The sequence below is a fragment of the Knoellia sp. p5-6-4 genome (genome assembly GCF_029222705.1).
Taxonomy (GTDB): Bacteria; Actinomycetota; Actinomycetes; order Actinomycetales; family Dermatophilaceae; genus Pedococcus_A.
Window position 1 is genome coordinate 715,373 of sequence record NZ_JARGZF010000001.1, and the last position, 20,519, is coordinate 735,891.

A 20,519-nucleotide genomic window follows, 5' to 3' on the forward strand; every position below is an offset into this window, starting at 1 on the left:
CAGTGCGGCGTCCCCGACCCGGCGCGCGCGAGCGCGCCTAGTCTGGGCCGGTGACCGCGCAGAACCCAGAGCCGACGCCCGGCCAGCTCGCTCCCGCCACCCGCCTCGTCGTGCTCGGCCGCCAGCACCGCCGGCCCGGCGCCGGGGTCAACGCGCCGCTGGAGCTGTCCTCCACCTACGTCGCCGACGGCCCCGTCAACTACGCCCGCGGGGGCAACCCCACCTGGTCGGCCTTCGAGGAGGCCCTCGGGTCGCTGGAGGGCGGCGAGGCGCTCGTCTTCGCCTCCGGCATGGCGGCCGTGGCCGCCGCCGTGAGCCTGGTGCCCCACGGCGGCACGGTGGTGGTGCCGGCCCACGCCTACAACGGCACGACCGCCCTGCTCGACGACCTCGCGGGGAGCGGCGCCGTGGTGGTGCGACGGCTGTATGCCGGCGAGGCCGGGTCGGTGGGCGACGTCCTCGACGGTGCCGAGATGCTGTGGATCGAGTCGCCGACGAACCCGATGCTCGAGGTGTTCGACGTCGCGGCCCTGTGCGCCGCAGCCCGCGAGCGCGGCGTGCTGACCGTGTGCGACAACACCTTCGCCACTCCCCTGGTGCAGCAGCCGCTCGACCTCGGCGCCGACCTCGTCCTGCACTCGGTGACCAAGTACCTCGCCGGCCACTCCGACGTGGTGCTCGGCGCCCTCGTGACGCCCGGCACCGAGGCGGGCCGCCGGCTGCGGGACCGGCTCTCCCGGCACCGCCTGCTGCACGGGGCGATCGCGGGCCCGATGGAGACCTGGCTGGCGCTGCGCGGCCTGCGCACCCTGCACCTGCGGGTCGAGCGGGCGAGCGCCAACGCCCGCGAGCTGGCGCGTCGCCTGGATGGCCACCCGAGCCTGGAGCGGGTGCGCTACCCCGGGTTCGGGGCCATCGTCGCCGTCGAGGTCGCCGGTGGCGCGGAGGCGGCCGAGCGGGTCGCTGCCGCCACCCGTGTCTGGATGCACGCGACGAGCCTCGGCGGGGTCGAGTCGCAGGTGGAGCGTCGCCGGCGGCACCCCGCCGAGCCGGAGACGGTGCCCGAGGGCCTGCTGCGCCTGTCGGTGGGCGTCGAGGACGTGGAGGACCTCTGGCGCGACCTCGACCAGGCGCTGGCGACAGCGCCCTAGTCGAGCTCGGCCTTGCGCGCCCGCGAGAGCAGCGACTCGACCACCTGCTGGGGCGTGCGGCCCTCGTGCACGACGGCCGCCACCTGCTCGATGATCGGCACGTCGACGCCGTGCTCCCTGGCCAGCTGCAGGATCGAGTCGCACGACTTGACGCCCTCGGCCGTCTGCCGGGTGACGGCGACGACCTCCTTGACCGCCATGCCGCGACCGAGGTTGACGCCGAAGGTCCGGTTGCGCGACAGCGGCGACATGCACGTGGCGATGAGGTCGCCGACCCCCGCCAGGCCCGCGAAGGTCGCGGGATCGCCGCCGAGGGCGACGCCGAGCCGGGTCGTCTCCGCCAGGCCTCGCGTGATGATGGTGGCCTTCGAGTTGTCGCCCATGCCCATGCCCTCGGCCATGCCCACGGCGAGGGCGATGACGTTCTTGACCGCACCGCCGAGCTCGGCGCCCACGACGTCGGTGTTGGTGTACGGGCGGAAGTAGGGCGCGGCACAGGCCTCGGCCACTCGCTCCGCGGTGTGGGCGTCACTGCAGGCCACCACGCTCGCGGCCGGCTGCTTGAGGGCGATCTCCCGGGCCAGGTTCGGCCCCGAGACGACGACGATGCGCTCGGGCTCGACACCCCCGACCTCGGCGATCACCTCGCTCATCCGCTTGGTGGTGCCGAGCTCGACGCCCTTCATCAGCGAGACGACCGCCGCCGTGCGCGGCAGCAGCGAGGCCCAGCCCTCGAGGTTCTGCCGCAGCGTCTGCGACGGCACGGCCAGCACCACGATGTCGGCGCCGTCGGCTGCCTCGCCGGGGTCGGTGGTCGCGGAGATGCCCTGCGGCAGGCGGATGCCCGGCAGGTAGGTGTCGTTGCTGCCGGCGTTGATCTGCTCGACCAGCTCGGGACGACGGCCCCACATGCGCACCTTCGTGCCGCTGTCGGCGAGCACCGCGGAGAACGCGGTGCCCCAGCTGCCGGTGCCGAACACGGCTGCCGTGGTCATCGCCGGTCCCCCTTCTTGTGGAAGTTGCCGGTGGGGGGCAGGCCGTGCCGGCGGCCGTCGAAGCGCACCGGCGGGGCCTTTTCGCCGCGCAGCTGCTCGAGCTGGACGGTGATCGCCGTCATGATCCGCTCGGTCGCCTCGCGCAGCACCTCGGCGCTCAGGGGCCGGTCGTAGAGGTCGGACAGGTCGACCGGCGGCCCCGCGAGCACGTGCATCGTCTTGCGCGGGAAGAGGCGGAGCCGCTTGGAGTAGGGCGCGAGGATCTCCTGCGGGCCCCACTGGGCCACGGGCACGATTGGGCACCGCGTCGCCAGGGCGATCCGCGCCGCACCGGTCTTGCCGACCATCGGCCACAGGTCGGGGTCACGGGTCAGCGTCCCCTCGGGGTAGACGCCCACGCACTTGCCCTCCTCGACCGCCGCGACCGCGGAACGGAACGCGTCGACCGCCTGGCCGGTGTTGCGGTGGACGGGGATCTGCTGGGCGCCGCGAAGGATCGCGCCCACGACCGGTACCCGGAAGACCGACTCCTTGCCCAGGAAGAACGGCGACCGGCCGCTGTCGTAGAGGTAGTGCGCGAAGGCGAGCGGGTCGACGTGTGAGATGTGGTTCGGGGCCACGACGAAACCACCCGTCTCGGGAAGGTGCTCCCAGCCCCGCCAGTCCCTTTTCGTGAGGATCATCAGCAACGGCCGGATGATCGCCACGGCCAGCCGGTACGCGAAAGGCAGGGGGCGTCTGCCGCTTGGGGTCACCACTACTCCACTCTTGACGGGGTCGAGACTGCATCCTCTCGGGTGAGGGGGTCGCTGTCGAGCAGCGCCCCCGCGCTTGGGACGATCGTGTCGATGAGCCCCGACCCAGCCCCCTCGTGGCGTCTCGTGGTCCCCGTCAAGGGTGGCGCCGGCGCCAAGTCGCGCCTGCAGCCGCCGAGGGGCGTCACCCGGGCGGCCCTGGCCTCGGCCATCGCACGCGACTGCCTCACGGCCGCGTGCGCGGCCCTTCCCGAGGGTCGGGTGCACGTGGTCACCTCCGACGACGCGATGAGGTCGTATGCCGTGCGGCTCGGTGCCGCGGTCGTGACCGACCCCGGGCGCGGGCTGGACGAGGCGGTGCGGGCGGGCCTGCGCGCCGCCATGGGCGCCGCGGCGGACCACGGCGCCCGGTGGCTCGGCCCTTCCGCGGGTCCGCGCCGCAGCAGTGGCCCGGTCCCCGTCGAGGGCGTGGGCGTGCTCCTCGGTGACCTGCCGGCCCTGCGCCCGTCGGACCTCGAGGAGGCGCTCACCGCGGCGGCCGCGCACCCTCGCGCCCTGGTGCCCGACGCGGACGGCACCGGCACGGTGCTCCTCACCGCGGTGGGGGCGCCGCTGGAGCCGGCGTTCGGCGCGGACTCGGCCGTCCGGCACGCCGCGGCGGGGCACCGCCGCCTCGACCTCGACCTGCCGCGGCTGCGCACGGACGTCGACGACGACGAGGGTCTGCGAGCCGCGCTCGCCCTGGGCGTCGGTCCCGCGACGCTCGCCGTCCTGGCAGGGGCGGGCGCTACGCTGCCGGGCATGCAGGCCAGCGTGCACACGTTCGACGAGGCGACCGGCTCCGGCACCGCCCTGCTCGACGACGGCCGCGAGGTGACCTTCGCAGCAGAGGTCTTCGCCCGCAGCGCCCTGCGGCACCTGCGACCCGGGCAGCGGGTCAGCATCGACCTCGCCCCGGGGACGACCACCGTCGCACGGCTCTGGATCGTCGGCATCGGCGACGACCAGCGCATCGGCTGAGCGCGGCTACCGGGCCACACGGCGAGGGAGGCCGACACCCCATGGGTGCCGGCCTCCCTCGCCGGTCTCGTCGGACGCTGACCGCTGCGGGTCAGGCCTTCTTGGCGGCGCGCTTGGTCGTCGCCTTCTTGGCGGTGCTGGTCTTCTTCGCCGCGGCGCTGCGGGTGGCGGTCGCCTTCTTGGCCGGGGCGGCCTTCTTGGCGGGGGCCGTCTTCTTCGTGGTGGCCTTCGTCGCCGGTGCCGACTTCTTGGCCGTCGTGGTCTTCTTGGCCGCCGCGGTGCGCGTCGTTGCCGCCTTCTTCGCCGGTGCGGCCTTGGTGGCGGTGGTCTTCCGGGCCGGCGCCGCCTTGGTGGCGGTGGCCTTCTTGACCGTCGTGGTGGTCTTCTTGGCAGCAGCGGTCCGGGTGGTGGCCGCAGCCTTCTTCGCCGGAGCCGCCTTCTTCGCCGCGCCCGTGGTGGTCTTCTTGGCTGCACCCGTGGCGGTGGCGGCCGCACGGGTGGCGGTCCCGGCCGCGGCGCGCGCGCCGGCCACAGCGGCCTTCGGCAGCTTCTTCGGGTTGGCGACAACCTCCTTGAAGCCGGCGCCCGCCCGGAACTTCGGGACGTTGGTCTTCTTGATCTTCACCGTCTGGCCTGTGCGCGGGTTGCGGCCGGTGCGCGCGGCGCGGGCCGACTTCTCGAAGGTGCCGAAGCCGGTGATGGCGACCTTGCCGCCCTTGGCGACCTCACGGATGATCACGTCGACGACGTGGGTCAGCGCGTCGTTGGCGGCCTTGCGGCTGCCCAGGCGCGACTCCAGCTCCTTGACCAGTTCTGCCTTGTTCACGTTGTCCCCTCCACAGGGTCCGGCGCCGGGCCACTGGCCCAGCGAAGGTGGTGAGCGGCCGGGCTGGAGCCCGACATGGTGCTGACGTTATGGCCCAAGCCCTCCGGCGTCCACCACTTCGGGACCCCGATCCATTGTGTCGCAACGGCATTCGTACCCATATCGGGGCTGTGGGAGGCGTCGCCAGCAGCCCTCAGCGGCTCCACCACGACGGTCGCACGGACCTTGCAGGAATGTCGGCTCGCAACGACCTCCATTGCGGCACAACATGATTGAGCCGTCAGGAACCTGACACGGGGATGCCTCCCGGAGACGGCAGGAGCCCCGGACGGCTTCACCAGCCGTCTGGGGCCCTGTGCGGGGGCGCTCCCCAGAAATTTTCCGCAGACACGCCGCAAGAGGGGCGCTCAGGCCCCCGTGGTCGTCGGCTTGTAGGCCGGTCGGCGACCCTCGAAGTCGGTGACGTCCTGCTCGTGGCGCAGCGTCAGGCTGATGTCGTCGAGGCCCTCGAGGAGGCGCCAGCGGGTGTAGTCGTCGACCTCGAAGGGGGCCACGATGTCACCGGCCGTGACCGTCCGCGAGACGAGGTCCACCGTCACCGAGGCGCCGGGTTCGTTCTCGAGGTACTTCCACAGCAGCTCGACGTCATCCTGCGCCACCTGGGCGGTGAGCAGCCCCTGCTTGCCGCTGTTCCCTCGGAAGATGTCTGCGAACCGGCTGGCGATGACGACCCGGAAGCCGTAGTCCATCAGCGCCCAGACCGCGTGCTCGCGCGAGGACCCGGTGCCGAAGTCCGGTCCCGCGACGAGGACCGAGCCGGCGGCATACGCGTCGTGGTTCAGGACGAAGGTCTCGTCCTTGCGCCACGCGGCGAACAGGCCGTCCTCGAAGCCGGTGCGGGTCACCCGCTTCAGGTAGACCGCGGGGATGATCTGGTCGGTGTCGACGTTGCTGCGCCGCAGCGGAACGCCGATGCCGGTGTGGCTGGTGAAGCTGTCCATGGTCAGTTCCCTCCCTGGGCAGTGACGTCGGCCAGGTCGGCCGGGCTGGACAGGGTTCCGCGCAGGGCGGTGGCAGCGGCCACGAGCGGGCTGACCAGGTGCGTGCGCCCGCCCTTGCCCTGCCGTCCCTCGAAGTTGCGGTTGGAGGTCGAGGCGCTGCGCTCCCCCGGCGCCAGCTGGTCGGGGTTCATGCCCAGGCACATGGAGCAGCCGGGCAGGCGCCACTCCGCGCCGGCCTCGGTGAAGACCTCGTCCAGGCCCTCCTCCTCGGCCTGCAGGCGCACGCGGGCGGACCCGGGCACCACGAGCATGCGCACGCCGTCGGCGACCCGGCGCCCCTTGACGACCGAGGCGGCCGCGCGCAGGTCCTCGATCCGACCGTTGGTGCACGAGCCGACGAAGACGGTGTCCACGCGGATGTCGCGCAGCGGCGTACCGGCCGCCAGGCCCATGTACTCCAGCGCGCGGCGGGCAGCCGCCTTCTCGTTCTCGTCGACCATCCGCTCAGGGTCGGGCACCGCCTCCGAGAGCGGGGCCCCCTGGCCGGGGTTGGTGCCCCAGGTGACGAACGGGGTCAGGGCGCCGGCGTCGAGGTCGACCACGGCGTCGAAGACGGCGTCGTCGTCGGTGCGCAGCTGCCGCCAGTCCTCGACGGCGGCGTCCCAGGCCGCGCCGGTGGGCGCGTGCTCGCGGCCCTTCAGGTACTCGAAGGTCGTCTCGTCGGGGGCGATCATGCCGGCTCGCGCGCCAGCCTCGATGGACATGTTGCAGATGGTCATCCGCGACTCCATCGAGAGGCTGCGGATCGCGCTGCCGCGGTACTCCAGCACGTAGCCCTGGCCGCCGCCGGTGCCGATCTTGGCGATCACGGCGAGCACGACGTCCTTGGCGGTGACGCCCGGCTGCAGCTCGCCCTCGACGTTGATCGCCATGGTCTTGAACGGCTTGAGCGGCAGCGTCTGGGTGGCCAGCACGTGCTCGACCTCGGAGGTGCCGATGCCGAAGGCCAGCGCCCCGAACGCGCCGTGCGTCGAGGTGTGGCTGTCGCCGCAGACGATGGTCATGCCCGGCTGGGTCAGGCCCCGCTGCGGGCCGACGACGTGGACGATGCCCTGCTCGGCGTCACCCATCGGGAAGAGCCGGACCCCGAACTCCTCGCAGTTTCGGCGCAGCGTCTCGACCTGCGTGCGGCTGACGAGGTCGGTGATCGGGCCCGGAGTCGTCGGGACGTTGTGGTCCTCGGTGGCCAGGGTCAGATCGGTGCGGCGGACCTTGCGGCCGGCCAGCCGGAGGCCGTCGAAGGCTTGCGGGCTGGTCACCTCGTGCAGCAGGTGGAGGTCGATGTACAGGAGGTCGGGCTCACCGTCGGCCCGCCGTACGACGTGGGCTTCCCACACCTTCTCCGCGAGCGTTCCTGACACGTTCCCTCCTCAGCCACTGGTCTGGACCGACGCCCCTGCGCGTCGTTACCGGCAGGTTTTCACCGCCACACGGGTGCATGGATTTGCGTCTCAGGCAATGAGACGTCAATATCAATGCATGGACAACACTAGCGGGGTCGGCGTCCTCGACAAGGCAGCAGTCGTTCTCGGTGCCCTCGAGGCAGGGCCCTCCACCCTGGCGCAGCTCGTCACGGCCACCGGCCTGGCGCGTCCGACGGCCCACCGCCTGGCCGTCGCCCTCGAGCACCACCGTCTCGTCACGCGGGACATGCAGGGCCGCTTCGTGCTCGGCCCCCGGCTCGCGGAGCTCGCCGCGGCCGCCGGCGAGGACAAGCTCCTCGCCGCCGCCGGGCCCGTGCTCGGCGCCCTGCGCGACCACACCAACGAGAGCGCCCAGCTCTTCCGCAGGCAGGGCGACCACCGCATCTGCGTCTCGGCCGCCGAGCGCCCGGTCGGCCTGCGCGACTCGATCCCCGTGGGCGCGACCCTCTCGATGCTCGCCGGCTCCGCCGCCCAGGTGCTGCTCGCGTGGGAGGAGCCCGACCGGCTGCACCGCGGACTGCACGGCGCCAAGTTCACCGCCACCACGCTCTCCGGCGTGCGACGCCGCGGCTGGGCGCAGAGCGTCGGCGAGCGCGAGGCCGGCGTCGCTTCTGTGTCGGCGCCGGTGCGCGGGCCGTCGGGTCGCGTCGTGGCCGCCGTCTCGATCTCCGGGCCCATCGAGCGCCTCTCCCGCCAGCCCGGCCGCCTGCACGCCGCGACCGTGGTGGCCGGCGCGAACAAGCTCACCGAGGTGCTGGCGCGCCACGCCGCGCAGCAACAGCAGCAGAACGCCTGACCGCGACAGGCCGGTATGCCGCGTGGCCGGCCACCCGGCATACCGGCCTGTTCATGACGCCCGCCATCGGCGGCGCGGACGGCCGCACCTACCTGTGGTGCCCCTACGGCGGTCGGGCCCAGTGGTACCGGACGTCATGGCCGACCCGGTCGCCACCGTGCAGTGGCGGTGCTGTGGGCACTGCGCCGTTTCGGCGGCTCGTTCTTCAGGGACCACCTCGCGTCGCAGGGACTGGCCGACGACGACGAGGAGCTGGCCCACAGCTGGCAGCGACTGCGCCTGCGGCGGCTGGAGCCCACCCATCAGCCGGGGCCGGCGCCGCTGAGGGCCGACCTGACGTGGGTCTGGCTCGTCCCCCCGCCCCCGCCCTGGCCGCTGGGCTCCTGGCGCGGCGGCGACGGCACAGACGCTGCCAACCCCGGACATGCGAAGAGCCCCCGTCCGCTGGACGGGGGCTCTGGTCGCGTAGCCCCGACGGGATTCGAACCCGCGCTACCGCCTTGAGAGGGCGGCGTGCTAGGCCGCTACACAACGGGGCCCTAGCTGTTCTGCCCGATGGCCTCTCAGCGCTTCAGGCAGCGGAGAGAACCATACCTGCTGGTGTGGATTTCTCCGAATCGGCCTCTGGTCTCACGACCGGAGGACACGCGCTGGGGTACCAGGACTCGAACCTAGACTAACTGAACCAGAATCAGTCGTGCTGCCAATTACACCATACCCCAAGGGGGTATCACTGCCGCTGGCCCCGGAGGACCCGGGCGGTGAACCGAGAGCAGACTCTACCGGCCCCACCGACGGTCCCCCAAATCGGGTCCTCGGGGGTCTGCCGAGAGTCAGCAGGTGGCACTGGCCTCCACGTCGAGGGCGCGGATGCGGGCGCACAGGGCCTTCATCAGGCACCGCCGCAGCGACGCGTGGCGGTCGATGAGGGGCCAGAAGGTCAGCGGCGAGACGGCGAAGGTCTCGAGCCCGTCCTCGCCCGCGGTGATGGTGGCCGACCGCCTTCCGCCGTCGATCACCGAGATCTCGCCGAAGTAGTCGCCCGGGCCGAGCGCACCGTCGCGCCGGACCCCACCCACGTCGACCGTCGCCGTGCCATCGAGCACCACATGGAGCCCGGAGTCGCTCTCCCCCTGCCGCACCACGGCGTGCCCGCCCGGGGTGTGGATCGTCGCGCCCGCCTCGACCAGCTCGAGGATGACCTCGTCCGGCAGCTCGGCGAACAGGTCGATGCCCTTGAGCATCTCCGGCAGCGCTGGGTGACCGTGCGCCATGTCAGCCCTCCCCGTGCCGCACCGGGGTGCGCACATCGATCGGTGGTGCTGCCCAGTGTGGTGGGGCGCCTACAGCCGTGGATCGCCCAAAAGCAGTAGGTGCCCCCGGGCCCGGTCACGGGCGGGGGCACCTGCGTGCAGAGGCGTCAGGCGAGCTCGTCGTGGAGGCGCTGCAGCCGGTTGAGCGTCGAGGACTTCCCGAGGATCTCCATGGACTCGAAGAGCGGCGGCGAGATGCGCTGCCCGGAAACGGCGGTGCGCAGCGGGCCGAACGCGAACTTCGGCTTGATGCCCATGCCGTCGACGATCGCCTCGCGCAGCGCGGCCTCGATGGCAGGAGCGTTCCAGCCGCGCTCGGAGCCGAGCACACCGGTGCCGGTGTCGTCGACGTCACCCAGCACCCGCAGCGCCGTGGCGAGCACCTCCTGGGCGTTCTCCTTGAGCTGGGCCCGCGCGTCGTCGGCGATCTCGAGGGCCTCGTCGGCGACGTAGAAGGGCGCCACGAGGGCGGTCGCCTCGGACAGCAGCGCCATGCGGGTCTGGATGAGCTCGGTGACCGCCTTCAGCCGGGCCAGCTCCCCCAGGCTCGGGTTGTCCGACAGCACTCCGTCGCGCTCGAGGAAGGGGAGCAGCCGGCTGGCGAGGTCACCCACCTCGAGCTCGCGGATGTAGACGCCGTTGAGCCACTCGAGCTTCTTGAGGTCGAAGATCGGGCCGACGGGGTTGACCTTGGCCCAGTCGAAGTCCTTGGAGAAGTCGGCGAAGGAGAAGACCTCCACGTCGTTGCCCTCGGAGTCCTGCTTGGGCGGGTAGGCCAGCAGCGCCAGGAAGTTCACCAGCGCCTCGGGCAGGTAGCCCTGCTCCTGGAACCACGTGAGCCGGGCCGCGGGGTTCTTGCGCTTGGAGATCTTGGACTTGTCGTTGTTGCGCAGCAGCGGCATGTGGGCGAACTTCGGCGCCTCGAGCCCCAGCCAGCGGTAGAGCAGCACGTGCTTGGGCGTGCTGGAGATCCACTCCTCACCGCGCACCACGTGGGTGATGCCCATCTCGTGGTCGTCCACCACGACGGCCAGGTGGTAGGTGGGGAAGCCGTCGGCCTTGAGGATGACCTGGTCGTCGGGCCTGGGGGCCGAGACCCGGCCCCGGATCAGGTCGTCGAAGTGCAGCTCGACGTCGTCAGGGACGAGCATGCGCACGACGGGGGTCTCGTTGAAGCCGGGCAGGGTGGCCCGCTCCTCGCGGGTCTTGCCGTGGCAGAGTCGGTCGTAGCCGGTGGGCAGCTTCAGCTTCTGCTGCTTGTCGCGCATCTCCGCGAGGCGTGCCGGGGAGCACCAGCAGTGGTAGGCGTGCCCCTCGGCCAGCAGCCGCTCGACGTAGGGCTTGTAGGTGTCGAGACGCTCCGACTGGCGGTAGGGGGCGTAGGGGCCGCCGACGTCCGGGCCCTCGTCCCAGCCCAGGCCCAGCCAGTGCAGCGTGTCGAAGACCTGCTGCTCGCTGTCGGCGCGGAAGCGCGCCCGGTCGGTGTCCTCGATGCGGAGGACGAACGAGCCGCCCTGCTGGCGCGCGAACGCGAGGTTGAACAAGGACATGTAGGCCGTGCCGACGTGGGGGTCGCCGGTCGGCGAGGGGGCGACGCGCAGGCGGACGGGGGCGGAGGACGTTTCGCTCATGGTGGGTCCGATTCTAGGGGCGGCCCGGACTGCCCCCTGCCTGCCCGCCGGCGGGCGCCCCGCGCCCTGCCCCTCAGTCCTTGGCGACGAACGGGTTGGAGAGCACGCCGATGCCGACGATCTCGACCTCGACGCGCTGGCCCGCCACCACCGGGCCGACCCCGGCCGGGGTGCCGGTCAGGATCACGTCGCCGGGGAGGAGGGTGAACGCCTTCGAGGCGTGCGAGACCAGCGCAGCCACGTCGTGGACCATGTCCGCGGTCGTGCCGTCCTGCACGACCTCGCCGTCGCGGCGGGTGACCAGCGCGAGGTCGCTGGTGTCGAGGTCGGTCTCGATCCACGGCCCGAGGGGGCAGAACGTGTCCATGCCCTTGGCCCGGGCCCACTGCCCGTCGCCACGCTGGAGGTCGCGGGCGGTGACGTCGTTGGCGCACGTGTAGCCGAGGACGACCTTGGCGACGTCCTGCGGCTCGACGTCCTTGCAGACGCGGCCGATGACGACGGCCAGCTCGCCCTCGTAGTGGACCTCGGAGGTCAGCGGCGGGATCACCACGGGCTCGCCGGGGCCGACCACCGCGGTGTTGGGAATGAGGAACATCATCGGCTCCGCGGGCGCCTCACCGCCCATCTCCTTGGCGTGGTCGGCGTAGTTCCTGCCGATGCCGATGACCTTGCTGCGCGGGATGACCGGGGCCAGGAGCCGCACGTCGGCGACCTCGTGGGTCGCGCCGGTCAGCTCGATCCTCGTGTAGAGCGGGTCGCCGGTGATCTCGGCGATCTTCTCGCCCGCCCCGTCGACCAGCCCGAACACCGGGTCGTCACCTGTCGTGAACCTCGCGATACGCACGAGGAGAGCCTAACGAGGCCTCCCGCCGCCCGCGCACGACGCCCTGCGGCACGGCATACCCTTGGTGCCCGTGTCCGTGCGCGTGATGACCAGGAGCGAGTGGGAGGCCGCCGAGGCCGCCCACCACTCCCGCGTCGACGCCGCGACGTCCGCGCACCTGCGGCGGCGCGAGGACGGGCGCAGGCACCCCGTCGAGGACTTCCTGTTCACCTACTACTCGCACCGCCCGGCGCAGCTGCGGCGCTGGCACCCGGGGCCGGGGGTGCTGCTCGAGGGCGCGGCCGGGCTCCCGCGCGCAGCGTGGAAGCACTACCGCGTCGAGGGTGACGGGGTCGTGCTGGAGACGGCGACGTTCGTCGAGGCCCGCTGGGAGACGGTCGACTTCACCACGAACCTGCTGCGTGCCACCCGTGGGCGGCAGGCCCAGTTCGGCTGCTTCGGGCTGCACGAGTGGGCGATGGTCTACCGGCTCGGCGAGGACGAGGTGCGTCACGCCGGGTGGCCTTTGCGGCTGGGCAGCACGGGCACCGACGAGGTCGTCGAGGCGCACCAGATCCGCTGCTCGCACTACGACGCGTTTCGCTTCTACACCCCACCGGCGCGGTCGCTGAACCTCCTCCAGCCCACCCGTGCGACCCAGCCCGACCTCGAGCAGCCCGGCTGCCTCCATGCCGGCATGGATCTCTACAAGTGGGCCTACAAGCTCTCCCCCGCGGTGCCGAGCGACCTCGTCATGGACTGCTTCGACCTCGCTCGCGACATCCGCGAGCTCGACATGCGGGCCTCGCCCTACGACCTGCGTGAGCTCGGCTACGAGCCCGTGCCGATCGAGACACCTCAGGGCAAGGCTGCGTATGCCGCCGCGCAGCGCGGCTTCACTGCGCGGGGTCAGGCTCTGCGCGCACGCCTGCTCGACGCCCTGGACGAGCTGGGTCAGGCGCGGCCCGCGCTCAGCGGACCGGCACGCCGGCCCTGACCAGGCCGTAGGTGACGCCCTCGACCAGCGCGTGCCACGAGGCCTCGACGATGTTGCCGGCCACCCCGACGGTCTCCCACGACGTCTGGCCGTCCGAGGTCTCGATGAGCACGCGGGTGACGGCGTCCGTGCCGTGGGCGGCGTCGAGGATGCGCACCCGGAAGTCGATGAGCTCGAGCTTGTCGAGCTCGGGGTAGGCCGGCGAGAGGGCCTGGCGCAGCGCGTGGTCGAGGGCGTTGACCGGCCCGTTGCCCTCCCCGGTCGCGACGACCCGGTTGCCACCGGCGACCACCTTCACCGTCGCCTCCGAGAGGGCGCTGTCGTCGCCGCGGGCGTCGGTGATGACGCGCCACGACTCCACCTCGAAGTACTCGTGGATCTCCTCGCCCTCGACCTCCCGGCGCAGCAGCAGCTCGAAGGAGGCATCGGCGGCGTCGAAGGTGTAGCCGCGCAGCTCGAGGTCCTTGACCTTGGCGAGCACCCGGGTGAGCAGCTCGTCGTCGCCGGCGAGGTCGAAGCCGAGCTCGCGGCCCTTCAGCTCGATGCTGGCCCGACCGGCCATGTCGGACACGAGCATGCGCATGTCGTTGCCGACCCGCGTGGGGTCGGTGTGCTGGTAGAGGTCGGGGTCGACCTTGATGGCGCTCGCGTGCAGGCCGGCCTTGTGCGCGAACGCGCTGGCCCCGACGTAGGGCTGGCGGCTGTACGGGGGAACGTTCGTGATCTCGCTGATGGCGTGGGCGATCCGCGTGGCCTCGCGCAGCCGCGGCTCCTCGAGGAGCGGCAGGCCGCGCTTGATCTGCAGGTTGCTGACGACGGTGAGCAGGTCGGCGTTTCCGGTGCGCTCGCCGTAGCCGTTGATGGTGCCCTGCACGTGGGACGCGCCGGCGTCCACGGCGGCCATCGAGTTGGCCACCGCGCAACCGGTGTCGTTGTGGCAGTGGATGCCCAGGCGCGCGGAGGTCGTGTCGAGCACGTCGGCGACGACGTCGGCGACCTCGTTCGGGAGCATGCCGCCGTTGGTGTCGCACAGCGCCACGACCTCGGCACCGGCCTCCACCGCCGCCCGCACGGCTTCGAGCGCGTAGGCGCGGTCCGCGGCATACCCGTCGAAGAAGTGCTCGGCGTCGAGGAAGACCCGCCGCCCCTCTCCCCTGAGGAACGAGACGGTGTCGCGGATCATCTCGAGGTTCTCGCCGAGGGTGGTGCGCAGTGCCCGCTCGACGTGGCCGGCGTGCGACTTGGCGACGAGCGTGACGACGGGCGCCCCGGAGTCGACGAGGGCGCGCACGAGCGGGTCATCAGCGGCCCGCCCGCCCGCGCGCCTCGTCGCCCCGAACGCGGCGAGGGTGGCGTTGCGCAGCTGGAGCTCCTGCTGCGCCCGGGCGAAGAACTCGGTGTCCTTGGGGTTCGCACCCGGCCAGCCACCCTCGATGTAGCCGACTCCGAGCTCGTCGAGGTGTGCCGCGATGGCGAGCTTGTCGGACACGGAGAGGTTGAGCCCCTCCTGCTGCGCACCATCGCGCAGGGTGGTGTCGTAGACGTGCAGGTCGCTCATCGCAGTTCCTCGTTGGTGTCGGGTCGATGGTCGCGCGGTGGTGATGGTGCTGGTGCTGGTGCTGGTGCTGGTGCTGGTGCTGGTGGTGATGGTCCTCCGCCGGGCCCTGCCGGCCCGGGGTGCGTCCGACAAAGCAAAAGACCCCCCGGGTGTGGGAGGTCTGCGCGACGAGGAGGGCTCGTCGCGCTAGTCGATAATCACCGTGGCGGTGGCCACGTTCCAGGACGTCACGGGAGAACTGTCGCACGGTGCGCCCGGGATCCGAACCCCTCGTCCGCCATCTGGTCAGCTTCCAGCCGCAAGGTATGCCGCCCGCGCCCGTCCCCGCGTCGGCGCAAGGTTCGCCCAACCTTTCGATGGTGGGCGAAGGTTCTGCCAGGAATGAAAGGTTGGGCGAACTTTGCCGCGGGGTGACGCGAGGACTGCGTGCCTCAGGCGGCTCGCCGCGCCCGCTGGGTCGCCTCCCGAACCAGCCGGGCGACATGGTCCTGGCGGCCGAGGTCGGCCCAGGTCAGGCGGACCACCTCGTACCCAGCCGCTCTCAGCCGGTCCTCGCGCCGCTTCTCGGCCGCCAGCGCCTCGCGTCCCTGCGCTCCCTCGTACTTGACCAGCCCGTCGAACTCGACCACCACCCGGTCGCCGACGAGGAAGTCCACACGGCCCACGAAGCCGGCGGCGTCGCTGATGCCCACCTGCGAGCGCACCGGGAAGCCCAGGCCGGCGAGGATGAGCCGCGTCAGCGACTCCCCGGGCGACTCCACCTGCCCGTCGGCGAGGCCCAGCGCCCGCGTCACTCGGCCCTGTGCCTTCGGCCCCAGCCCGAGCCGCTCCGCTGCCTCCTCGATGCCCTCGGCCGTCACCACCGTGTTGTGGAGTGCTGCGTCGAGGGCGACAACGGCTGCCTTCACCCCCGAGCTCGCCGCGACCTGGACCAGAGCAGTCGCTGTGGTGATGGACCTGGCTCCTTTCACCAGTAGGGGCTTCTCCCCCGCTGGCAGGGGGTGGGTCACCACCCCTCCGCGCCGGTGGGAAGCCTTGACGCGCGCGCACACGTCGAACCGAGCGAGGTCACACCCCACCAGGGGCAGGTCGGAGATGGCGAGCGCGGCATGGTGCGATGCCCACGTCGCGCCGGGCCTCGACAGCAGCACAGCGCGGGCACGCACGGCGTACGCCGGTTCGGGCTTCAGCCCCTGCAGGCTCGCCGCCAGGACGAAGGCTCCGCGTCGGACGCGGACGACCTCGCCCTGTCGCACCAGGCGGTGGATGTCCAGGTCGGTGACCCCGAGGCGACGGGCCTGCTACGCCCCGAACGCTCCGTGCTGGGACTCGGCGAGGTCGATGAGCGCGGGTTCGATGGGGTGCATCCCGCAACACTGGCGACACGCACGACCGGCTCGCTGAGCCGCGAGAGGGCCTGTGGGCGACGGGTCGGTGCAGCTTCACCCTGTGGAAGGTTCGCCCAACCTATGCATCGGGGCCGAAGGTTCGGCCTGGAGCGAAAGGTTGGGCGAAGGTTTCGAGGGAGGGCGCGTGAACCTCCTCAGACGAGGCGGTGCATCCAGCCGTGGGTGTCCTCGGCGCGGCCGTACTGGATGTCGAGCAGGGCGGAGCGGATCCGCGCGGTCACGCTGCCGACCCCGCCCTCGTTGATGACGACCTCGCCGCCGTCCCAGGCGAGCCGGCCGACCGGGGTGACGACCGCGGCCGTTCCGCAGGCGAACACCTCGGCGATCTCGCCCGAGGCCGCACCCTCGCGCCACTCGTCGATCGAGATGCGGCGCTCGCTGACGTCGTGGCCGAGCTCCTTGGCCAGCTCGACGATCGAGTCGCGGGTGATGCCCTCGAGGATGGTGCCGGTCAGCTCGGGCGTGACGATGCTGCCGTCACTGCGCACGAAGAACAGGTTCATGCCGCCGAGCTCCTCGACCCACCTGTGCTCGAGGCCGTCGAGGAAGACCACCTGGTCGCAGTGGTGCTCCGCGGCCTCGACCTGGGCGGCGAGGCTGGCGGCGTAGTTGCCGCCGCACTTCGCCGCGCCGGTGCCGCCGGGAGCCGCCCTGACGTACTCGTTCGAGACCCAGATGCTCACCGGCTTCAGGCCGCCGCTGAAGTAGGGGCCCGCCGGGGAGGCGATGACGCTGTAGGTGACCCGGGCAGCCGGTCGCACCCCGAGGAACGCCTCTGAGGCGAACATGAACGGGCGCAGGTAGAGGCTGGCCTCACCGTGCTCGGTGCCCGGCACCCACGCCTGGTCGACGTCGACCAGCGCGCGCAGTGACTCGACGAACGCCGCGGCCGGCAGCTCGGGCAACGCGAGACGGCGCGCGCTGCGGGCGAACCGCGCGGCGTTCTGGTCGGGGCGGAAGGTCCAGATCGACCCGTCGGCGTGCCGGTAGGCCTTCATGCCCTCGAAGATCTCCTGCGCGTAGTGCAGGACGGCCGCCGACGGCTCGAGGGTGAGGGGCCCGTATGCCGTGACGCGGGCGTCGTGCCAACCCTCGCCGGGCGTCCACGTGGCCAGGACCATGTGGTCGGTGAAGGTCTTGCCGAAGCCGGGGTTGGCGAGCACCGCCTCGCGCTGCTCGTCGGGCAGCGGGTCCGTGCGCCGCTCGATGGCGAACTCGAGGGTGGGCTCGGACAGTGCCGGGGCCTCGGTCATCAGTGCCTCCAAACGTCATGCACGACTCGGCGTCGGGTGTTGCCTGCAGGCTACCGCTGCCCCCGCCGGGTCAGGCCGGTGGTCGGCCGTCAGGGACTGCCTACACGCGGGCGGCGATGGCATCGCCGATCTCGGTGGTGCTGCGCTCCGCGGTGCCGCGCTCGGCGAGGTCAGCCGCCACGGCGCGCTCCACGCGCTGGGCCTCCTCGGTGCGGCCGAGGTGCTCGAGCAGCATCGACACCGACAGGATCGTCGCCGTCGGGTCGGCCTTGCCCTGCCCCGCGATGTCGGGCGCCGACCCGTGCACGGGCTCGAACATGCTCGGCGTGGTGCGCTCGGGGTTGATGTTGCCGCTGGCGGCCAGGCCGATGCCCCCGGCGATGGCGGCGGCGATGTCGGTGATGATGTCGCCGAAGAGGTTGTCGGTGACGATGACGTCGAACCGCCCGGGGTCGGTGGTCAGGAAGATGGTGGCGGCGTCGACGTGCAGGTAGTCGGTGCTCACCTGCGGGAACTCGGCGCCCACCTCCTCGACCGTGCGGCGCCACAGGTGTCCGGCGTGGGTGAGGACGTTGTGCTTGTGCACCAGGGTCAGGTGCCGCCGCTCGCGGCTGGCCGCCCGGGCGAACGCGTCGCGCACCACACGCTCCACTCCGAAGCGGGTGTTGACGCTGACCTCGGTGGCGATCTCGTGGGGCGTCCCGACGCGCAGCACTCCACCGTTGCCGACGTAGGGGCCCTCGGTGCCCTCGCGGACGACGACGAAGTCGATGCCGTCGGGCGCCACCCGGTCGACGGCCAGTGGGCTGGTGGCGCCGGCGTAGAGCCTCGCGGGGCGCAGGTTCACGTAGTGGTCGAGGGCGAACCGCAGCGGCAGCAGCACCCCGCGCTCGAGGACTCCGCTCGGCACGCTCGGGTCGCCGATGGCGCCGAGCAGGATCGCGTCGTGGCCGCGCAGCTCCTCGAGCACCGAGTCGGGCAGGGTCTCGCCGGTGGCGTGCCAGCGGCGGGCGCCGAGGTCGTAGTCGGTGGTGCTGACCTTCGGCCCAGCAGCCCCGGTCACCGCCGAGAGCACCTTGAGGCCCTCGCCCACGACCTCCGGCCCGATGCCGTCGCCGCCGATGACGGCGATGTTCACGGTGTCCGCGGAGTGGGCGTCGGTGACCATGGCCCCACGATAGAGACGGTCTTGCCATCTGAAATCCACGTCTCACATGACGAACGGCCCCATCGGCAGCTGCCGTGGGGCCGTTCCGTCATGGGGCCGACGTCAGTCGTCGGTGTGTCCCTGCTCCCGCAGGTCCATGGACTCCTGCAGTGCCTGGCGTGCCTTCTTGGCCTCTTCGCTCATCGAAATCAGTCCTTTGCGGTTTTCCCTTGTGTCGCAAGGGAAGTGAAGTTGGGTGGGAGTTCTGCGGGGCCACCTCCCGGATCCGGGGCGGCCTGCCAGCCGAGCAACGCGGGATCTCCGCGGCGAGGGGGCTGGCTACCGGAACTCGCCGCGGCGGTGAATGAGTACGACCTGCCGCGTCATGTCTTCGAGGGTACGAGGACGTCCAACTATCCGATACCGCTTTCCCACCTAGTGAGACGAGGGTCTCACGTCACGCCCCTTCCCTGCCTGGCCGCAGACAGCGGTATGCCGCGTGCGCGAGGTGCGCACGCGGCATACCGGAAGAGGGCGGTGACCGCCGCGGACGTCAGCCGTCGAGGTCGACCACGCGGACCTCGGCGTCGATCTCGCCGGCGATGGCATGGACGACGTCGCTGGGGATGGCGCTGTCGACGGTGAGGGCGACCAGGGCACGGCCACCCTTCTCGTCACGGGCCACCTGCATGCCGCCGATGTTGACGTCGGCCTCGCCGAGCAGGCGGCCGACGGCGCCGACGATGCCGGGGCGGTCGCGGTAGGTGAAGAAGGCCATGTGCTCCGACAGGGGAACCTCGAGGTCGAAGCCGTTGATGCCCACGATCTTCTCGACCATGCGGGGGCCGGTCAGCGTGCCGGCGACGCTGACGATCGTGCCGTCGGCGAGCGTCCCGCGCAGGGTGGTGACGTTGCGGAAGTCCTGCGAGGCCGGGTCGGTGAGCAGGCGCGCCTCGACCCCGCGCTGCTCGGCCAGCAGGGGGGCGTTGACGTAGGTGACCGGGTCCTCGGTGAGGTCGGTGAACAGCCCCTTGAGCGCCGAGAGCTTCCAGACGCTGACGTCGTGCTCGGTGATCTCGCCGCGAACGTCGACATCGAGCTGCACCGGCACGGCACCTGCCACCGCGGTGAAGATGCGACCGAGCTTCTCGACGAGCGCGATGCCGGGGCGCACCTCCTCGGCGATGGCGCCGCCGGACACGTTGACCGCGTCGGGCACGAGGTCGCCGCCCAGCGCGAGGCGCACCGACTTGGCGACCGCGACGCCTGCCTTCTCCTGGGCCTCCTCCGTCGAGGCACCGAGGTGCGGGGTGACCACGACGGACTCGAACTCGAACAGCGGGCTCTCGGTGGTCGGCTCCTTTGCAAAGACGTCGATGCCGGCACCGGCCACGCGTCCCTCGCGCAGGGCCTCGGCGAGGGCCTCCTCGTCGACGATGCCGCCACGGGCCGCGTTGATGACGCGCACCGTCGGCTTGACCTTGGCCAGCGCCTCCTTGCCGATGAGGCCGACCGTCTCCGGGGTCTTGGGCAGGTGGACGGTGATGAAGTCGCTCTGCTCGAGCAGCTCGTCGAGGCTGACGAGGTGCGCGCCGAGCTGCCCGGCCTTCTGCGCCGAGACGTAGGGGTCGTAGGCCAGGACGTGCATGCCAAAACCCTTGAGGCGCTCGGCGACCAGCTGGCCGATGCGCCCGAAGCCGACGACGCCCACCTTCTTGTCGAGCAGCTCGACGCCGCCGTACCTGCTGCGCTTCCACGCGCCGTTCTTGAGGGCCTCGTTGGCCGGGGCGATGTTGCGTGCCGTGGCGAGCAGGAGGCCGACGGCGAGCTCGGCGGCCGAGGTGATGTTGGACGTCGGGGCGTTGACGACCATGACGCCCGCCTGGGTGGCCGCGGGCACATCCACGTTGTCGAGGCCGACGCCGGCGCGCGCGATCACCTTGAGGTTCTTGGCGGCAGCGATCGCCTCGGCGTCCATCTTGGTCGCGGACCGCACGAGCACCGCGTCGACCTCGGCCAGGGCGGGCAGGAGCTCGTCGCGGTTCGCACCGTCGCAGTGGCGGATCTCGAAGTCCGGCCCGAGGGCGTCGATGGTGGCGGGCGAGAGTTCCTCGGCGATCAGCACGATGGGCTTGGTCACGTGTCAGTCCTTCGTCGGTGTAGTCACGGGGAGGGGCGCGGTCCCCGCACTGCGTCAACAGGTGTCCGGCACGGCGCCGGCGCACCCGGTGGAGCGGGCGTGCGGGGCACCGCACTGTGCCTCGGTCAGCATACGACCGCGCTCACCATGTGGATGGGCGGTCCCGCCATGTGGTCGCCTCCCGGCAGCAACCTCTGCTAGCAGGGGTTGCTGCCGG

18 protein-coding genes and 2 tRNA genes are annotated in these 20,519 nt (G+C 71.8%); 5 read left to right on the forward strand and 15 right to left on the reverse strand.

Features of this window, described 5'->3' with window-relative positions:
* Positions 1-50: 50 nt before the first annotated feature.
* The gene (locus P2F65_RS03395) at positions 51-1,151 is read left to right on the forward strand and encodes a PLP-dependent transferase (protein WP_275804151.1); all 1,101 of its coding nucleotides are present in this window, start codon (positions 51-53) and stop codon (positions 1,149-1,151) included.
* Here P2F65_RS03395 and P2F65_RS03400 read toward each other — a convergent pair.
* Both P2F65_RS03400 and P2F65_RS03405 read right to left on the reverse strand, forming a co-directional pair.
* Entirely contained in the window at positions 1,148-2,146 is a 999-nt protein-coding gene (locus P2F65_RS03400) for an NAD(P)H-dependent glycerol-3-phosphate dehydrogenase (RefSeq protein WP_275804153.1), read from the reverse strand. The genes P2F65_RS03395 and P2F65_RS03400 overlap by 4 nt on opposite strands.
* Positions 2,143-2,853, reverse strand: coding sequence for a lysophospholipid acyltransferase family protein (locus P2F65_RS03405; RefSeq protein ID WP_345803671.1), 711 nt, complete (start codon positions 2,851-2,853; stop codon positions 2,143-2,145). Before P2F65_RS03405 ends, P2F65_RS03400 begins: the two co-directional genes overlap by 4 nt.
* A 141-nt stretch (positions 2,854-2,994) precedes the next feature.
* Here P2F65_RS03405 and P2F65_RS03410 point away from each other — a divergent pair, with 141 nt between their 5' ends.
* A complete protein-coding gene (locus P2F65_RS03410) occupies positions 2,995-3,921 on the forward strand; it encodes an NTP transferase domain-containing protein (RefSeq protein WP_275804155.1) in 927 nt (308 codons plus the stop codon).
* A 91-nt stretch (positions 3,922-4,012) separates the two neighbouring features.
* Here P2F65_RS03410 and P2F65_RS03415 read toward each other — a convergent pair whose 3' ends face one another.
* From P2F65_RS03415 to leuC, 3 genes are all read right to left on the reverse strand, one after another.
* Positions 4,013-4,747: an HU family DNA-binding protein gene (locus P2F65_RS03415; protein ID WP_275804157.1), complete on the reverse strand. Its 735-nt coding sequence runs from the start codon at positions 4,745-4,747 to the stop codon at positions 4,013-4,015.
* A gap of 407 nt (positions 4,748-5,154) precedes the next feature.
* The gene (gene leuD / locus P2F65_RS03420) at positions 5,155-5,748 is read right to left on the reverse strand and encodes a 3-isopropylmalate dehydratase small subunit (RefSeq protein WP_275804159.1); all 594 of its coding nucleotides are present in this window, start codon (positions 5,746-5,748) and stop codon (positions 5,155-5,157) included.
* Between the two features lie 2 nt (positions 5,749-5,750).
* A complete protein-coding gene (gene leuC / locus P2F65_RS03425; RefSeq protein ID WP_275804162.1) occupies positions 5,751-7,169 on the reverse strand; it encodes a 3-isopropylmalate dehydratase large subunit in 1,419 nt (472 codons plus the stop codon).
* Between the two features lie 118 nt (positions 7,170-7,287).
* Here leuC and P2F65_RS03430 point away from each other — a divergent pair, with 118 nt between their 5' ends.
* Positions 7,288-8,028: an IclR family transcriptional regulator gene (locus P2F65_RS03430; RefSeq protein ID WP_275804187.1), complete on the forward strand. Its 741-nt coding sequence runs from the start codon at positions 7,288-7,290 to the stop codon at positions 8,026-8,028.
* A gap of 466 nt (positions 8,029-8,494) precedes the next feature.
* Here P2F65_RS03430 and P2F65_RS03435 read toward each other — a convergent pair.
* The 5 genes from P2F65_RS03435 to P2F65_RS03455 all read right to left on the reverse strand — a co-directional run bounded on the left by P2F65_RS03435 (position 8,495) and on the right by P2F65_RS03455 (position 11,819).
* Positions 8,495-8,567: transfer RNA gene (locus P2F65_RS03435), tRNA-Glu, on the reverse strand.
* Positions 8,568-8,678: 111 nt separating this feature from the next.
* Positions 8,679-8,750, reverse strand: a tRNA-Gln gene (locus P2F65_RS03440).
* Between the two features lie 111 nt (positions 8,751-8,861).
* Entirely contained in the window at positions 8,862-9,302 is a 441-nt protein-coding gene (locus P2F65_RS03445; protein ID WP_275804189.1) for a cyclic nucleotide-binding domain-containing protein, read from the reverse strand.
* Positions 9,303-9,448: 146 nt separating this feature from the next.
* Positions 9,449-10,972 carry a glutamate--tRNA ligase gene (gltX, locus tag P2F65_RS03450; protein WP_275804192.1) on the reverse strand — a complete coding sequence of 508 codons (1,524 nt, stop codon included), beginning with the start codon at positions 10,970-10,972 and terminating at the stop codon, positions 9,449-9,451.
* A gap of 73 nt (positions 10,973-11,045) precedes the next feature.
* Entirely contained in the window at positions 11,046-11,819 is a 774-nt protein-coding gene (locus P2F65_RS03455; RefSeq protein ID WP_275804193.1) for a fumarylacetoacetate hydrolase family protein, read from the reverse strand.
* Positions 11,820-11,895: 76 nt separating this feature from the next.
* On the opposite strand from P2F65_RS03455, the gene P2F65_RS03460 reads away from it, so the two are divergent.
* A complete protein-coding gene (locus P2F65_RS03460) occupies positions 11,896-12,795 on the forward strand; it encodes a 3-methyladenine DNA glycosylase (RefSeq protein ID WP_275807260.1) in 900 nt (299 codons plus the stop codon).
* Here P2F65_RS03460 and cimA read toward each other — a convergent pair.
* Positions 12,770-14,353, reverse strand: coding sequence for a citramalate synthase (cimA, locus tag P2F65_RS03465; RefSeq protein WP_275804195.1), 1,584 nt, complete (start codon positions 14,351-14,353; stop codon positions 12,770-12,772). The two genes, P2F65_RS03460 and cimA, sit on opposite strands and share 26 nt — an antisense overlap.
* A 37-nt stretch (positions 14,354-14,390) precedes the next feature.
* Here cimA and P2F65_RS03470 point away from each other — a divergent pair, with 37 nt between their 5' ends.
* Positions 14,391-14,543, forward strand: a complete 153-nt coding sequence (locus P2F65_RS03470) for a hypothetical protein (RefSeq protein ID WP_275804198.1) — start codon at positions 14,391-14,393, stop codon at positions 14,541-14,543.
* 241 nt (positions 14,544-14,784) lie between these two features.
* Here the strand turns inward: P2F65_RS03470 and P2F65_RS03475 are convergent, their stop codons facing one another.
* From P2F65_RS03475 to serA, 4 genes are all read right to left on the reverse strand, one after another.
* The gene (locus P2F65_RS03475; RefSeq protein WP_275804200.1) at positions 14,785-15,261 is read right to left on the reverse strand and encodes a hypothetical protein; all 477 of its coding nucleotides are present in this window, start codon (positions 15,259-15,261) and stop codon (positions 14,785-14,787) included.
* A 635-nt stretch (positions 15,262-15,896) separates the two neighbouring features.
* On the reverse strand, positions 15,897-17,015 hold the full coding sequence (locus tag P2F65_RS03480; protein WP_275804202.1) for a branched-chain amino acid aminotransferase: 1,119 nt from the start codon (positions 17,013-17,015) through the stop codon (positions 15,897-15,899).
* A 100-nt stretch (positions 17,016-17,115) separates the two neighbouring features.
* Positions 17,116-18,183, reverse strand: a complete 1,068-nt coding sequence (locus P2F65_RS03485) for a 3-isopropylmalate dehydrogenase (protein ID WP_275804204.1) — start codon at positions 18,181-18,183, stop codon at positions 17,116-17,118.
* A 532-nt stretch (positions 18,184-18,715) separates the two neighbouring features.
* Positions 18,716-20,302, reverse strand: a complete 1,587-nt coding sequence (serA, locus tag P2F65_RS03490) for a phosphoglycerate dehydrogenase (RefSeq protein WP_275804206.1) — start codon at positions 20,300-20,302, stop codon at positions 18,716-18,718.
* Positions 20,303-20,519 lie beyond the last annotated feature (217 nt).